14 protein-coding genes are annotated in these 15079 nt (G+C 69.2%); 2 read left to right on the top strand and 12 right to left on the bottom strand.

Annotated elements, in window-relative coordinates; all coding sequences use genetic code 11:
• Positions 1-10 precede the first annotated feature (10 nt).
• Together moaA and ACHAAJ_RS00665 are read left to right on the top strand one after the other, a co-directional pair.
• Positions 11-1078 (top strand): GTP 3',8-cyclase MoaA, encoded by a 1068-nt coding sequence (gene moaA / locus ACHAAJ_RS00670; RefSeq protein ID WP_435726220.1) that lies wholly within the window; start codon positions 11-13, stop codon positions 1076-1078.
• Positions 1079-1357 carry a MoaD/ThiS family protein gene (locus tag ACHAAJ_RS00665; protein ID WP_435725921.1) on the top strand — a complete coding sequence of 93 codons (279 nt, stop codon included), beginning with the start codon at positions 1079-1081 and terminating at the stop codon, positions 1355-1357.
• A 6-nt stretch (positions 1358-1363) separates the two neighbouring features.
• Here ACHAAJ_RS00665 and ACHAAJ_RS00660 read toward each other — a convergent pair whose 3' ends face one another.
• The 12 genes from ACHAAJ_RS00660 to ACHAAJ_RS00605 all read right to left on the bottom strand — a co-directional run bounded on the left by ACHAAJ_RS00660 (position 1364) and on the right by ACHAAJ_RS00605 (position 14985).
• The gene (locus ACHAAJ_RS00660) at positions 1364-2836 is read right to left on the bottom strand and encodes an alanine/glycine:cation symporter family protein (protein WP_435725919.1); all 1473 of its coding nucleotides are present in this window, start codon (positions 2834-2836) and stop codon (positions 1364-1366) included.
• A gap of 119 nt (positions 2837-2955) precedes the next feature.
• Positions 2956-4362 carry a M16 family metallopeptidase gene (locus tag ACHAAJ_RS00655; RefSeq protein WP_435725918.1) on the bottom strand — a complete coding sequence of 469 codons (1407 nt, stop codon included), beginning with the start codon at positions 4360-4362 and terminating at the stop codon, positions 2956-2958.
• A gap of 14 nt (positions 4363-4376) precedes the next feature.
• Positions 4377-6611, bottom strand: coding sequence for a polyribonucleotide nucleotidyltransferase (locus ACHAAJ_RS00650; protein ID WP_435725916.1), 2235 nt, complete (start codon positions 6609-6611; stop codon positions 4377-4379).
• 267 nt (positions 6612-6878) lie between these two features.
• Positions 6879-7148 carry a 30S ribosomal protein S15 gene (gene rpsO / locus ACHAAJ_RS00645; protein WP_435725914.1) on the bottom strand — a complete coding sequence of 90 codons (270 nt, stop codon included), beginning with the start codon at positions 7146-7148 and terminating at the stop codon, positions 6879-6881.
• A 134-nt stretch (positions 7149-7282) separates the two neighbouring features.
• Positions 7283-8080 (bottom strand): class I SAM-dependent methyltransferase, encoded by a 798-nt coding sequence (locus ACHAAJ_RS00640; RefSeq protein ID WP_435725912.1) that lies wholly within the window; start codon positions 8078-8080, stop codon positions 7283-7285.
• Entirely contained in the window at positions 8073-9020 is a 948-nt protein-coding gene (locus tag ACHAAJ_RS00635) for a bifunctional riboflavin kinase/FAD synthetase (RefSeq protein WP_435725910.1), read from the bottom strand. The genes ACHAAJ_RS00640 and ACHAAJ_RS00635 overlap by 8 nt, the downstream gene beginning before the upstream one ends.
• Before the next feature lie 109 nt (positions 9021-9129).
• Positions 9130-9588 carry a hypothetical protein gene (locus ACHAAJ_RS00630; RefSeq protein WP_435725908.1) on the bottom strand — a complete coding sequence of 153 codons (459 nt, stop codon included), beginning with the start codon at positions 9586-9588 and terminating at the stop codon, positions 9130-9132.
• Positions 9585-9959: a hypothetical protein gene (locus ACHAAJ_RS00625; protein ID WP_435725907.1), complete on the bottom strand. Its 375-nt coding sequence runs from the start codon at positions 9957-9959 to the stop codon at positions 9585-9587. Before ACHAAJ_RS00625 ends, ACHAAJ_RS00630 begins: the two co-directional genes overlap by 4 nt.
• A 56-nt stretch (positions 9960-10015) precedes the next feature.
• The gene (truB, locus tag ACHAAJ_RS00620) at positions 10016-10924 is read right to left on the bottom strand and encodes a tRNA pseudouridine(55) synthase TruB (RefSeq protein ID WP_435725905.1); all 909 of its coding nucleotides are present in this window, start codon (positions 10922-10924) and stop codon (positions 10016-10018) included.
• 118 nt (positions 10925-11042) lie between these two features.
• Entirely contained in the window at positions 11043-11513 is a 471-nt protein-coding gene (rbfA, locus tag ACHAAJ_RS00615) for a 30S ribosome-binding factor RbfA (protein ID WP_435725903.1), read from the bottom strand.
• A 100-nt stretch (positions 11514-11613) separates the two neighbouring features.
• On the bottom strand, positions 11614-14499 hold the full coding sequence (gene infB, locus ACHAAJ_RS00610) for a translation initiation factor IF-2 (RefSeq protein WP_435725901.1): 2886 nt from the start codon (positions 14497-14499) through the stop codon (positions 11614-11616).
• 159 nt (positions 14500-14658) lie between these two features.
• Positions 14659-14985 (bottom strand): YlxR family protein, encoded by a 327-nt coding sequence (locus ACHAAJ_RS00605; RefSeq protein WP_435725899.1) that lies wholly within the window; start codon positions 14983-14985, stop codon positions 14659-14661.
• Positions 14986-15079: the final 94 nt, after the last annotated feature.

Here is a 15079-nt window from a genome sequence, read left to right as displayed (position 1 = left end):
GTCGCTGGGCATGCCGGGCCTACCGAAGGCCCTGCAGGCCGCACCGGAAGGCGACATGCGGCTCGTGGACCGCTTCGGCCGCGTCGCCACCGACCTGCGCGTGTCGCTCATCGACAAGTGCAACCTGCGCTGCACCTATTGCATGCCGGCCGACGGCCTCGCCTGGCTGCCCAAGGAACGGCTCCTGACGGCCGCGGAGATCCGGCGAATCGTCCGGATCGGAGTGGACACGCTCGGCGTCAGGGAACTACGGCTGACCGGTGGCGAACCGCTGGTGCGGCACGACTTGGTGGACATCATCGCCGGACTCCGCGAGGACCACCCGGACCTTCCGATTTCGATGACCAGCAACGGCGTCGGCCTCGCCGAGAAGGCGGCCGCACTGGCCGCCGCCGGGCTCAGCCGCATCAACGTCTCGCTGGACACGCTCCATGCGGAGTCATTCGAGCGGCTGGCCCGCCGCAACTTCCTGTCCCGGGTCATCGAGGGCATCGACGCAGCCGCCGCCGCCGGGTTGGCGCCGCTGAAGATCAACGCCGTCCTGATGCGCGGAATCAACGACGTCGAGGCGCCCGAGCTGCTGGCTTGGTCTTTGGAGAACGGATACGAACTCCGGTTCATCGAACAAATGCCCCTGGACGCCGACCACGGCTGGCGCAAGGACAACATGGTCACGGCGGAGGAGACCCGCGAATTGCTTCGCCGCGACTATGTGCTGACCGTCGACGGCGCCGACCGCGACGGCGCCCCCGCCGAGAAGTACACGGTCGCCGCCAAGTCCGATCCCGGCGTCGTGCTGGGCACGGTGGGGATCATCGCCTCGGTGACCGAGCCGTTCTGCGCCGACTGCCGCCGGACCCGCATCACGGCCGAGGGCAAGGTCATGAGCTGCCTGTTCTCGCGCGAGGAGACGGACCTGACCGCGCTGTTGCGCTCCGGCGCCAGCGACACGGAGGTCGCGGACCGCTGGCGCGCCGCCATGTGGGCGAAGCCGCGGGCCCACGGCATGGACCACGTGGGCCTCGGGGCCGACGACTTCGTTCAGCCCGACCGCTCCATGAGCGCGATCGGAGGCTAGATGCGGATCCGGTACTTCGCCGCCGCGGCGGCCGCCGCGGGCGTGCGCGACGAAACAGTGCACCTCGCGCGCATCGCGGCCGACGGCGGCACGCTGGACGCGCTCGTTCGCCATCTGGCGGCCGAGCACCCGGCCCCGTCGGCGCGCAACGCGCCGACGCTGGCCCGGGTGCTCGAACGCTCCAGCCTTCTGGTCAACGGGGTGTCGGCGAAGAACGCGCGGAAGCCGCTCGCGGACTCCGACGAGGTCGACGTCCTGCCCCCCTTCGCCGGCGGATAGCCGACGCTACATCTTGTGGCTTGAGCCGAGCACGTTGCCGGCCTTCCACTCTTCCCAACCCGGGCGTTCGGCCATGAACGCCTCGATCTCCTCCTTGGAGGCCTCCAGCTTGGGGTCGTGCTTGAGGTAGTGCCGGGTTTCCCGGGCCACCATGCCCGAGAGCAGCAGCAGGCCGATCAGGTTCGGCAGGGCCATGAGGCCGTTCATCATGTCGGAGAAGTTCCAGACGACGGCGAGCTCGACGGTGCAGCCGATGTACACCACCAGCGAGAACAGCATCCGGAACGGCATGACGGCGCGGCGTCCGAGCAGGCGCTCGACGTTGCGTTCGCCGTAGTAGGACCAGCCGAGAATGGTGGAGAAGGCGAACATCACCAGGCCGATGGTGACGATCCAGTGACCCCATTCGCCCGGCAACCCACTCGTGAACGCCTCGCCGGTCATCAGTGCCGCCGAGATCTGTTCGCCGGATGCGTCCGTCTGGTTCCAGACCCCGGTGGTGATGATCACCAGGCCGGTGCAGGTCACGACGATGATCGTGTCGATGAACGTCTGCGTCATCGAGACCAGACCCTGGCGCACCGGGTGTGTGGTCTGCGCGGCGGCGGCCGCGATGGCCGCCGAGCCCATGCCGGACTCGTTGGAGAATATGCCGCGGGCCACGCCGTACTGCACGGCGATGATGATCGCGGAGCCGGCGAACCCGCCGACGGCCGAGGTCCCGGTGAACGCGTCGGTGAAGATCAGTCCGATGGCGGCCGGCATCCCCGTGATGTTGGAGATCAGGATGTAGATCGCGCCCGCCACGTAGAAGATGATCATGACCGGCACGAACGCGGCGGTGACCCGGCCGATCGATTTGATGCCACCGACCAGCACGATTATCGCGCCGACAGTCAGGACCAGCCCGGTCAGCCAGGTGGGGATGGAGAAGCTGTTCTCCAGGTTGCTGGAGATCGAGTTGCCCTGGGTCATGTTGCCGATGCCGAAGCAGGCGATGACCGCGAAGACCGCGAAGGACAGGCCCAGGATCTTGCCCAACGGACCCGGGATGCCCCGCTCGAGGTAGTACTGCGGACCGCCGGACTTCTCCCCCGCCGCATCGGTGCCGCGGTAGCGGACGCCGAGGTACGCCTCGGTGTACTTGGACGCCATGCCGAGCAGGCCGGTGACCCACATCCAGAACAGGGCACCGGGACCGCCGATGCCGATGGCGGTGGCGACGCCCACGATGTTGCCGGTGCCGACGGTCGCGGCCAGTGCCGTGGTCAGCGCCTGGAACTGCGAGATGTCCCCCTCGGCCCCGGGGTCCTTGCGCCGGAGGATGCCCAGCCTCAGCGCTGCGCCGAGCTTCAGGAATTGCAGGCCCCCCAGCCTGATGGTCAGGTACAGTCCGGTGCCCAACAGGAGCGGGATCAGCAGGAACGGTCCCCAGACCACGCTGCTGATGTCGCCCAAGATGGTGGCGGGTGTTTCCATGTCTTATTTCACCCAAAGCCTCTCGGTGCGGTGCTGGTATCGTGGCCGCGTTCGCGGCTCCTCCAGCATCGACCCAAACACCTTTACCGACCGACTTCGTGACGGCAAACACGGAGCTGTTACATACCGAAATCGGCCGGACTGTCGAACGGGCCGACCACCGTGACGGTTCGCGGACGTCCGGCCAGTTCGCGGGCCAGTTCCCGGACCTGGTCCGCGGTGACCGCCTTGATCCGGGCGAGCGAATCGTCGATGTCGTGGAATACGCCGGTGACCAGTTCGGCCCGCCCCAGCCGGGACATGCGCGAGCCCGGGTCCTCCAGCGCCAGGACCATGCCGCCGGATAGCTGGCCCACGGCCTTGCGGAGCTCCTCGTCGCTGATGCCGTGCTCGGCCAGCTGGTCGAGTTCGTGGCCGAGCAGCCGGATGACCTGCCCGGTCTTGGCCGGCGAGCACCCGGCGTACATGCCGAAGTAGCCGGCGTCCGAGTAGGCCGCGGAGAAGGAATACGTCGAATACACCAGGCCGCGCTTCTCGCGGATCTCCTGGAAGAGCCTGGAGGACATTCCGCCCCCCAGCACGGCGTTCAGGACGCTCATGGTGTAACGGCGCGCGTCGGTCGCCACGATACCGGGACAGCCCATGATGATGTTGGTCTGCTCCACGGGGCGGCGGACGACGTCGACCGTGTGCTGTCCGCGGATGGCGGCGGGCTCCGTGGCGCGCCGCGGCTCGGGGCTCGCGCCCTCCTCGAGGCTCCACCCGGCCGTGACGAGGGCGTCCATGACCTGCCGGCAGACGTCGTCGTGGTCCAGGGACCCCGCTGCGGTGACCACCAGCTCGCTGGGCTTGTAGTACCGCGCGTAGTGGTCCACGACGGAGGCGCGGGGAACGGCCATGATGGCCTCGGGGGTGCCGCCGATGGGGCGCCCCAGGGGGTGCTCCCCCAGCACGGCGGCGACAAACTTTTCGTGGGCGACATCGCCGGGGTCGTCGCCGTCCATGGCGATCTCCTCGAGGATGACGTCGCGTTCCTGCTCGAGCTCGTCCGGGTCGAGCACCGCGGAGGTGACCATGTCGGCAATGACGTCGATGGCCAGCGCGAGGTCCGAATCGAGAACACGCGCGAAATAGCAGGTGTTTTCCTTCGCGGTGGCCGCGTTGGATTCGCCGCCGACCTCGTCGAAGGCCGAGGCGATCTCCAGCGCCGTGCGGCGGCTGGTGCCCTTGAACAGCAGGTGCTCCAGGAAGTGGGTCGAGCCGTGTTGGCCATCGGCCTCGTCGCGCGAACCGACACCGATCCAGAATCCGATCGTGGCGGAGCGTTGTCCGGGCATGGCCTCGGTCAGGACCCGGACCCCGCCGGGGAGGACGGAGCGGCGCACCAGCGCCCCTCCGGCCTCCCCGTGCAGGATCGTGGGGTCCCCGGCCTCGATGGGGGCGTGCGCTCCGATTTCGGGCGCACGCCTGCCCACCGGGGCCGGGGACATTCCCGAGCCGTTGAGCGGCAGAGGAATCATTGCCATCGTTGGTTGCTTACCTACTCCGCGGCGTCCACGGAGACGGCGGCTTCCTCGGCGACAACCGGGGCGAGCGAGAGCTTTCCGCGGTCGTCGACCTTGGTGATTTCCACCTGGAGCTTCTGGCCCACGGACACGACGTCCTCGACGTCGTCCACGCGCTTGCCCCCGGAGAGCTTGCGCAGCTCCGAGATGTGCAACAGGCCGTCCTTGCCCGGGGTGAGCGAAACGAACGCACCGAAGGTGGTCAGCTTCACGATGGTTCCGAGGTAGCGCTCGCCGACCTCCGGCACCATCGGGTTGGCGATGGCGTTGATCGCCGAGCGGGCGGCCTCCGCGGATTCGCCGTTGGTCGCGCCGATCAGGACCGTGCCGTCGTCCTCGATCGAGATGTCGGCGCCGGTGTCCTCCTGGATCTGGTTGATCATCTTGCCCTTCGGGCCGATGACCTCGCCGATCTTGTCCACCGGGATCTTCACGGAGATGATGCGCGGGGCGAACTCGGAGAGTTCGTCCGGCGTGTCGATCGCCGAGTTGATGACGGAGAGGATGTGCAGGCGCGCCTCGCGGGCCTGCTTCAGGGCCGCCGCCAACACGGAGGCCGGGATGCCGTCCAACTTCGTGTCCAGCTGGATCGCCGTGACGAACTCGGAGGTGCCGGCGACCTTGAAGTCCATGTCGCCCATGGCGTCCTCGGCGCCCAGGATGTCGGTCAGCGCCGCGTAGCGGGTCTGGCCGTCTACCTGGTCGGAGACCAGGCCCATGGCGATGCCGGCGACCGGCGCACGCAGCGGCACACCGGCGTTGAGCATCGACAGCGTGGAAGCGCAGACGGAGCCCATCGAGGTGGACCCGTTGGAGCTCAGCGCCTCGGAGACCTGGCGGATCGCGTACGGGAACTCCTCGCGCGACGGCAGCACCGGCACGAGGGCACGCTCCGCGAGGGCGCCGTGGCCGATTTCGCGGCGCTTCGGCGAACCGACGCGGCCGGTCTCGCCGGTGGAGTACGGCGGGAAGTTGTAGTTGTGCATGTAGCGCTTGCGCGTCACCGGCGACAACGAGTCGATCTGCTGCTCCATCTTGAGCATGTTCAGCGTGGTGACACCCATGATCTGGGTTTCGCCGCGCTCGAAGATCGCGGAGCCGTGCACGCGCGGCAGCACCTCGACCTCGGCCGTGAGCTGACGGATGTCCGTCAGGCCGCGACCGTCGATACGGATCTGGTCCTTGAGGATGCGCTGGCGCACCACCTGCTTGGTGACCGCGCCGAAGGCCTTGGAGATTTCGCCGGCACGCGCCTCGAACTCCTTGCCCTCGCCGGCCAACTGCGCCACGACCTCGTCGCGGTAGGCGCCGGAGGCGTTGTCGCGGTCCTGCTTGTCCGCGATGGCGAAGATCTCGGTCAGCTTGGCCGTGGCCAGCGACTCGACCGCGGCGAACGCGTCGTCCTCGTAGTCCTTGAAGACCGGGAACTCGACGGTGGGCTTGGCGGCGCGGCCGGCCAGGTCCGACTGCGCGTCGCACAGCACCTTGATGAACGGCTTGGCGGCCTCGAGGCCCTCGGCGACGACCTCTTCGGTCGGTGCCGTGGCGCCGCGCTCCTTGATGAGCGTCCACGAGTTGTCCGTGGCCTCGGCCTCGACCATCATGATCGCGACGTCGTCGCCGGCGATGCGGCCAGCGACAACCATCGAGAACACGGCGTTCTCCAGCTGGGAGTGCTTCGGGAAGGCGACCCACTGGGCACCGTTGCCGTCGTCGACCAGTGCGACGCGGACGCCGCCGATCGGGCCGGAGAACGGCAGGCCGGAAAGCTGGGTGGACATCGAGGAGGCGTTGATCGCCACGACGTCGTAGAGGTCGTCCGGGTTGATGGACAGGATCGTCACGACGACCTGCACCTCGTTGCGCAGACCCTTGACGAAGGCCGGGCGCAGCGGGCGGTCCATCAGGCGGCAGGCCAGGATGGCCTCCGTGGACGGACGTCCCTCGCGGCGGAAGAAGCTGCCCGGGATGCGGCCGGCGGCGTACATGCGCTCTTCCACGTCCACGGTCAGCGGGAAGAAGTCAAAGCCCTCGCGGGGGTGCTTTCCCGCGGTGGTGGCGGAAAGCATCGAGGTGTCGTCGTCGATGGAAACGAGCGACGCGCCGGCGGCCTGCTGGGCAAGGCGGCCGGTCTCGAAGCGGATGGTGCGCTGACCGTAGCGGCCGTTGTCGATAACGGCTTCGGCGAACTGGATTTCGGGACCCTCCATGGAGAGTCACCTCCGTTTCTTTGGTTGCGGAGGCAACCGGCATCTTCTCCGGGTCGACCGGAGGCTGCACCCGGTCTTCGATCGAGGCCCACGGGCGCCCCGGCGTCATGCCGGATTCCCGTGGACCACTACCGAGGACCGCGAATGCGTGTGATGCGGATTGGCTCCTGGTGTTTTGCTGATTCGGCGGCGGGCGTGTTGCCTCCACCGGGGGCGAGGCGTCCCCCCGCCGGATTCACCGGCCGGAGGGGCGCCCCAGGGGTCGTGCTAGCGGCGCAGACCGATGCGCTCGATGAGCGCGCGGTAGCGTCCGATGTCGGTGTCCTTCAGGTAGCCGAGCATACGACGACGACGTCCGACGAGGGCCATGAGGCCACGGCGGGTGTGATGGTCGTGCTTGTGCGACTTGAGGTGTTCCGTCAGATCGAGGATGCGACGGGACATCACGGCAATCTGGACCTCCGGCGAACCGGTGTCGCCTTCGTGCGTGGCGTAGGCCTTGATGATTTCCGTTTTTACAGCGGCGTCGAGGGCCACATGAACTCCTAGAGTTGTACCGCGAACAAAGAACAACCGTTGCCGGAAGGATGCCACGCAACCGCGGACTGCAGCGGGCACCGTCGTCAAGTCTAGCACCGGGAGCCGTGCCGGCTGCCACCGTCCGCCGTCCGCTAGAGCCTGACGGAGCGCCAGGCATGGGTGCGGTACGGCAGTCCCAACGGCTCGTCCGGATGGTGTCCGAGGTGCTCGAGGAGATACCAGCGCAGGTTGGCCTCGACCTTCTCCCGGACGGTCTCGGCGGCCCGCAGGTAATAGCTGCGGCTGCGGGCCAGTCCCAGCAGGTCCTCGGGAACCACCGACTGCTCCCACTGGATGTGCAGGGGCTCGGGTTCCGTGAATTCGGGTCCGATGCGGGGGCGGAACCCGGGGCGGTGGACGTCGCCCGCGTGCATGATGCGGCTCAGCCGGTGGACCCACGGCACGGTGACGTCCAATTGGTTCCAGACCAGCGACAGGTTACCCGAGGGACGCAGGAGCCGTGCTGCCTCCGTCGACGCCTGCTCCGGGTCGACCCAATGCCAGGCCTGCGCACACAACACGACGTCGAAGGCCGCCGCAGCCAGCCCGGTGGCCTCGGCGGTGGCCTCCACGGTCTCAACCCCGGGGAGTTTGCGCCGCAGCCGGCCCAGCATGTCCGCGGACGGATCGACGGCCGTGGCGGCCAACCCGCGGGCCGCCACGAGTTCCGTGAGGATGCCCGTGCCGGCTCCGATGTCCACGGCGTCGCGGGCTCCGTCCGGCAGCATGAAGTCGACCGCCGCTTCCGGATAGGAGGGCCGCACCGCGTCGTAGTGTTGGGCGCCGGCGCGGAACGCGGCGCCGAACTCGCGGCGCGCGGCCTCGCCGATCTCCGGGGCCCGTCCGGGGAGGTTCGGGACGGTGCCGCCGGCGGGGCGTGCCTCAGTCACCGGCGAGTACGGCGCGCGCGTGGACGACGTCGTCGCGCATCTGGTCGACCAGGGCCTCTACCCCGCGGTAGGCCACCATGGGACGAAGCCGGGCGACGAACTCCACGACCACCTGCTGGCCGTACAGGTCGAAGTCCTCCACCGATTCGGCCGGGCGGTCGATCACGTGCGCCTCCACCTGGCGGCTCACGCCCTCGAACGTCGGGTTCGATCCCACGGAGATGGCGGCGGGCCAGCGGACCTCCGCCTCATCCACGAGCCATCCGGCGTAGACCCCGTCGGCCGGGATGATGCCGGAGGCGTCCGTGGAGAGGTTGGCGGTGGGAAACCCGAGCTCGCGTCCGCGCGCCGCGCCGTGTACGACCTCGCCGCGCATCCGGTGTGGACGCCCGAGGATGTCGCCTGCCAGGCGCACGTCGCCGTTCACGAGTGCCTCGCGGATCCAGGTGGAGGACCAGCGGCGATCCTCTCCGATGTCGTCGATGCCGATGACCTCGAACCCGTGCCGCACCCCCAACTCGAGCATCGTGGCGAAATCGCCTTCATTCGCGCGGCCGAATCTGACGTCGTGTCCGACGACCACGGCCTTGGCCCCCAGCCGGTCCACGATCAGGTCCTTCACGAACTCCTCGGCGGAGGCCTGCGCGAATTCGAGGGTGTAACGAACCATCAGCAGGGCGTCGATGCCCGTGGCCGCGAGGGAGTCGATGCGGTCCTCGACGCCCATGATGAGCGGCGGACACGTCTCCGGCCGGTGGACCTGCGCCGGGTGGGGGTTGAAACTGATGGCGACGGCGGATGCCTGGTGCCCCCGCGCCTCGGCGACCAGTGTTCCGAGCACTGCCCGGTGGCCGCGGTGAACGCCGTCGAAATTGCCGATGGTGACCACCGACGGTCCGTAACCCGCGGGCACTGCCTCCAGGCCTTTCCAGTAGTGCACTGCGCTCCTTCGTGGGTCGGACATGCGGGGCGGCGGTCAGACGCCTGTTTCATTATGGCCGATCGGGGCCCGCGGACACATTCGGCGCCCCGCCACCGGCGGTTTTCCGTCAGTGGCGCACCGGGCGGTGGCGGAAGAGCCACCACAACCCGACCACGGGCAGGACGAGCGGTATGTAGCCGTATCCGGACCCGAACCCGGACCACACGGAGGCGTGCGCGAAGTGGCCGGGGATCGTGAGCGACAGGACCCCGACCACCACGACGCCGATCAACTCGACCGACACGGCGGCCACGGACCAGGCCCACGTCCTCCGGCCGCTGCCGGCGAGCGTAACGGTCGCCAGGATGTACACCAGGCCGGAGAAGAGGCTGAGCGTGTAGGCCAGCGGGGCCTCGTCGAACTCGGCCAGGATCTGGTAGACGGCGCGGACCGTCGCCGCGAGCGCCAGGATCCCGTAGACGGCCACGATGATTCGCCCCAGCCCCGTGCCGCGGGTCGCCTCCCCCGGCCCGCCGGTCTGTTCCGGCCTGCCCCGGGAGGCCGCGGAGATGATTCTCCTGCTCATGCCGGGCCCCCTCCGTCCCAAATCTGTTCCATGCGGTAAAGCATCACGAAGACCGTGGCCCCCGCGGCCGCGAGCACCACGTTGGACCACCGCGACCTGTCCGAGACCGCCCAGACGAACGCCAGGATCGGGAGCAGCAGGGCGGTCGCCACGTACCCCCAGAACTCCCAGGGCGCGCCCGCAAGCGCCTCTCCCTGGGCCTGCCGGACGGCCGCGGCAATGCCGTAGACCACCAGAAACAGCTCGACGGCGGCAACGCCGAGAATCGCGTAGTCGTCCGGGTGGTCGCGGATGATCGCCGCAACCACGCCGAGGACCACCGACAGGGCGCAGACAACGGCCCCGGCAATGAAGAGGCCGTCGACAATCACGGTGTGGAACCTTTCGTGGGTGGGGGGTGGCGTAGGACGTGCGCGGGCGGCCGGGATCAGGCGGTTGCGAAGACGATCTCGGGCTTCGCGGCGTCGCCCTTGTTCTTCAGGAGGGCGACCAGTCCCCCGCCCGGCGCGAACGCCGCCGTGACGGCCGGGTCCGGATTCGGCGCGACGCGTCGGCCGAAGGAGAGCTCGGTGGTCTCCTCCGTCGTCAGCTCCCGGTTCGGGAACAACGCGCGGGCGGCGTCGTCCAGCGGAAGCATGACGAGGTCCTCGGCCAACTGCTCCATGGTGCGCGCCCGGTCGATCCCGTACGGGCCCACCTCGGTGCGGCGTAGCGCGGTCAGGTGGCCGCCGACACCGAGCACTTCGCCGAGGTCTCGCGCCAGGGCCCGGATGTAGGTGCCGGAGGAACACCCGACCGTGACGTCGACGTCGAGCACCTTGCCGGCGCGCTCGCGGCGTATGTCGTGCACCTCGAAGCGGGACACGGTCACGGGCCGGGCGGCCAGCGACACGTCCTCGCCCTTGCGGACCCGCGCATAGGAGCGTACGCCGTCGACCTTGATGGCACTGACGCTCGAGGGAACCTGCGAGATGTCGCCGGTGAGGCCCGCGACGCCGGCGGCGATCATGTCCTCGGTGACGGCGGCGGCGATGCGTGCCTGCAGGATCTCGCCCTCCGCGTCGTCCGTGACGGTGCTTTCCCCCAGGCGGATGGTCGCCTCGTACGTCTTGGCCGCGCCCACGATGTAGGTGAGCAGCCGCGTCGCCTTGTTGACGCCTACGACCAGCACCCCGGTCGCCATGGGGTCGAGCGTTCCGGCATGGCCGACCTTCCGCGTTCCCGCGAGCCGCCGGGTCCGGCCAACCACGTCGTGGCTGGTCCACCCCTGCGGCTTGTCGACGATGACCAGACCGGAGCCTGCGCTTTCCGGCGTGCTGCCGCGACCTGTTTTCACGCACCCCAGTATAGGTGCACCGGCCACTCCACCCGTCGACGCGGGGTTCGCGGTCCGGAAAACAACGAAGTCCGGCCCCGGGGCTGTCCCCGGGGCCGGACTTCGGCGTTGATTCGGGCTACGCCCGTACGTCGCCGTCCGCGGCTTCGCCGTCGGAGTCGAGGTCGTCGTCCTCGTCCCGCTTGTACGGGTCGGCCTCGCCCGCGTGGCGGGCTCCCTGTGCGAGGGCCGCCACCTCGGCGTCGCGTTCCTTGGCGGCCCGAAGGACCTCCTCGAGGTGCGAGGCGTTGACCGGAATCTCGTCGGCGACGAACTCCAGGTCCGGAGTCAGCCGAACGGTCACGTTGCGGCCGACCTCCTTGCGAAGCACGCCCTTGGCTTTAGCCAGCGCCGCACGGGCGCCTTCCTTGGCCTCGTCGTCACCGAAGACGGTGTAGTAGATGGTCGCGTGCTGCAGGTCGTTGGTCACACGTGCGTCGGTGACGGTGACGCCCTCGACGCGCGGGTCCTTCACGACCTTGCCCAGAGACTGGGCGACGACGACCTTGATGCGTTGCGCGAGCCTGGCCGCGCGGGCCGGATCGGCCATGGTCCCTCCTTAGGGAATGTCTGTTTTTCGAAAACTACCAGTGACGACGACGGCGGACACCACCGTGGCGGTGTCCGCCGTCGTCGGCGCACTCGGACCGTTAGACGCGCGGCTTCTCGCGCATCTCGTACGTCTCGATGAAGTCGCCTTCCTTGACGTCGTTGAACGATCCCAGGCCGATGCCGCACTCGAAGTCCGTGCGGACCTCGGTGGCGTCGTCCTTGAAGCGCTTCAGCGAGTCAACGGTGAGACCCTCGCCGATGACCTTGCCGTCGCGGGTGACGCGCGCCTTGGCGTTGCGTCGGATGACCCCGGTCCGGACGATCGAGCCGGCGATGTTGCCGAACTTGGACGAGCGGAAGACCTCGCGGACCTCCGCCGATCCGAGCTGGACCTCTTCGTACTCGGGCTTCAGCATGCCCTTCAGCGCCAGCTCGATGTCATCGATGGCTCCGTAGATGACCGAGTAGAAGCGCATGTCGACGCCCTCCTTGTCGGCCAGGTCGGCAACGCGTTCGGCCGGCTTGACGTTGAATCCGATGATGATCGCGTTGTCCACGGTCGCCAGGTTGACGTCGTTCTGGGTGATGGCGCCGACGCCGCGGTGGATGACCCGCAGCTGCACGCCCTCGCCGACGTCGATCTTGAGCAGGGAGTCCTCGAGGGCCTCCACGGCACCGGAAACGTCGCCCTTGAGGATGAGGTTGAGGGTGTCGATCTTGCCGTCGGCGACGGCCTGGTCGAAGTCCTCGAGCGTGATGCGCTTGCGGCGCTTGGCGAGCTGGGCGTTGCGGTCCGCCGCCTCGCGCTTTTCGGCGATCTGACGCGCGGTGCGCTCGTCGGAGGTGACCAGGAACGTGTCGCCGGCACGGGGCACCGTCGACAGGCCCAGGACCTGGACCGGACGCGACGGCCCGGCGACCTCGAGGGTTTCGCCCTTCTCGTTGAACATCGCACGGACGCGGCCGTGCGCCTGGCCGGCGACGATCGTGTCACCGACGTTCAGCGTTCCGGACTGCACCAGGACGGTCGCGACGGCGCCGCGGCCCTTGTCCAGATTGGCCTCGATCGCGATGCCGCGGGCGTCCTTGTTCGGGTTGGCCCGCATGTCCAGCGCCGCGTCCGCGGTGAGCAGGACGGCGTCGAGCAACTCGTCGATGCCCTCGTTCCGCAGCGCGGAAACGTGGACGAACATGGTGTCGCCGCCGTACTCCTCGGGAACCAATCCGTATTCGGTGAGCTGGCCCTTGACCTTGTCCGGGTTCGCGCCCTCCTTGTCGATCTTGTTCACCGCGACGACGATCGGCACGTTGGCCGCCTGGGCGTGGTTGAGCGCCTCGACGGTCTGCGGCATCACGCCGTCGTCCGCCGCGACAACCAGAACCGCGATGTCGGTGACCTTCGCGCCACGGGCACGCATGGCGGTGAACGCCTCGTGGCCCGGGGTGTCGATGAAGGTGATGGCGCGGTCGGTGGACTCGTGTTCGTGCTGGACCTGGTAGGCACCGATGTGCTGGGTGATGCCGCCGGCCTCGCCCTCGATGACGTTGGTCTTGCGGATCGCGTCGAGCAGGCGGGTCTTACCGTGGTCGACGTGGCCCATGACGGTCACGACCGGCGGACGGGACATCAGTTCGTCGTCGTCCTCGTCCTCGAGCTCCTGGTCGAGGTCGATGTCGAAGGAGCCGAGCAGCTCGCGCTCCTCGTCCTCCGGCGACACGACCTGGACCTTGTAGCCGAGTTCGACACCGAGCACGTCGAACGTCGCCTCGTCCAGTGACTGGGTGGCAGTGGCCATCTCGCCCAGGTGGAACAGAACGGTGACGAGCGCCGCGGGGTTCGCCTCGATCTTGTCGGCGAAGTCCGTGATGGACGCGCCGCGACGCAGGCGGATGACGGTTTCGCCGTTGCCGCGCGGAACGCTCACGCCGCCCAGCGACGGAGCGCTCATCTGCTCGAGCTCCTGGCGCTTCGCGCGCTTGGACTTGCGCTGCTTGCCTCGGCCGGCGCCTCCCTTGCCGAAGGCGCCCTGCGTGCCGCCGCGGCCGCGGCCTGCGCCGCCCTTGAAGCCGCCACCGCCGGCCGGGGCTCCACCCGGGGCGCCGCCCGGACGTCCCGGGGCGCCGCCGCGACCGGGGGCACCGGGACGTCCGCCGGCGGGGGCCGCCGGGCGCTCGGTGCGGTTGGGCATCATGCCCGGAGTCGGACGCGGACCACCCGGACGGGGGCCGCCCGTGCCGGCGCCGGCAGGGCGCGGACTGCCCGGACGCGGGGCTCCGGCGCGCGGGGCCCCGCCCTGGCCGGCCGGCGGACGGGGACCGCCGGTGCCGGCGGCACCCGGACGCGGGGCGCCGCCGCGCATGCCCTGCTGCGAGGAGAACGGGTTGTTGCCCGGGCGGGGAGCGCCCGGACGGGCGCCGGGACGCGGCGCTCCGGGACGGGGCCCGCCGGGGCGATCTTCGCCGCGCATGCCCTGCTGCGAGGAGAAGGGGTTGTTGCCCGGGCGCGGGGCGCCGGGCTTGCCACCGGGCGCCGGACGGGATCCGGGCCGCGGAGCCTGGGAACGCTGTTCGCCTGATTCCCGTGCCTCCGGCTGTGCCGCCAGCGCCTCGGGAGATGCCGCGGCGGGCTTGCTGTCCGGCTGCGCAGGGGTCGCCTGCGACGCGGCAGCCGCGGGGGCGGCCGGTGCGGCGGGGGCCGGAGCCGCGGGGGCGGCCGGTGCGGCGGGGGCCGGAGCCGCGGGGGCGGCCGGCGAAGCCGCTGGCGTCGCGGGTGCTGGTTTGCCTGCCGGCTTCTGGCTGGCGGGCGAAGCGCCAGCGGACGAGCCGCTGGCGGGGAAGGCGTTGCGGAGTTTCCTCACGACCGGCGCCTCGATGGTCGAAGATGCGGAGCGGACGAATTCGCCCAGTTCCTGCAGTTTCGCAACTGCGTCCTTCGAAGTGATGCCGAGCTCTTTGGCGAGCTCGTGTACGCGGACCTTGGCCACATTTCTCCTGTCTCGGTCCGCCCCGCACTCACTTCTGCCAGGTACGAACCCTCGTTTTATTGCTTGCGCGGCCGCCGTCATCGGACGGCAGGCCGAATGCTGCACTTAGCTGCTGAGTCATAGCTAGGCGCTCATCGCTTGACACTCATCGGGTTTCCATCAGTTTTCTGACCCGCTTTCAGGTTGGACGGTTGCGTCGGCGCCATCCCCGTTCGGGGAGGTGCCCAGTGCCGCCAGCACCGCCTCGAGCGTCACGGCGTCCACCGGGACCCTGAAGGCCCTGGAAAACGCCCTTCGCTTCACGGCGAGGGCTGAACACTCCGGCGACGGGTGCAACCACGCACCCCTGCCGGACCTGCGACGAGCGGGATCCGGAACCACGGCATTCGAGCCGTCTTCCGCCACCGCCCATCGCAACAGCTGGTCCTGTGTTCCGGTTTCCCGGCATCCGATGCACGTCCGCCGCGGCCCGTCTTGCGCGCTCACGTTCGGAATAACTCCTGCTACCGGCTACCGGTCCGGATACGGACCATTGGCAAGTCTACCGCGTTTCGGCCTTCCCGGTGCGCAGCGGAAACAC

Origin of the sequence: Arthrobacter arnarulunnguaqae, from assembly GCF_051262515.1 — a bacterium.
GTDB lineage: Bacteria > Actinomycetota > Actinomycetes > Actinomycetales > Micrococcaceae > Arthrobacter_N.
This window is presented reverse-complemented; position numbering and strand designations above follow the sequence as displayed.

Excerpts from the sequence above, each read along its gene's own strand:
- moaA (WP_435726220.1), top strand. The coding sequence starts at position 11 with ATGCCGGGCCTACCGAAGGCCCTGCAGGCCGCACCGGAAGGCGACATG.
- ACHAAJ_RS00665 (WP_435725921.1), top strand. The coding sequence starts at position 1,079 with ATGCGGATCCGGTACTTCGCCGCCGCGGCGGCCGCCGCGGGCGTGCGC.
- ACHAAJ_RS00660 (WP_435725919.1), bottom strand. The coding sequence starts at position 2,836 with ATGGAAACACCCGCCACCATCTTGGGCGACATCAGCAGCGTGGTCTGG.
- ACHAAJ_RS00655 (WP_435725918.1), bottom strand. The coding sequence starts at position 4,362 with ATGGCAATGATTCCTCTGCCGCTCAACGGCTCGGGAATGTCCCCGGCC.
- ACHAAJ_RS00650 (WP_435725916.1), bottom strand. The coding sequence starts at position 6,611 with ATGGAGGGTCCCGAAATCCAGTTCGCCGAAGCCGTTATCGACAACGGC.
- ACHAAJ_RS00630 (WP_435725908.1), bottom strand. The coding sequence starts at position 9,588 with ATGAGCAGGAGAATCATCTCCGCGGCCTCCCGGGGCAGGCCGGAACAG.
- rbfA (WP_435725903.1), bottom strand. The coding sequence starts at position 11,513 with ATGGCCGATCCGGCCCGCGCGGCCAGGCTCGCGCAACGCATCAAGGTC.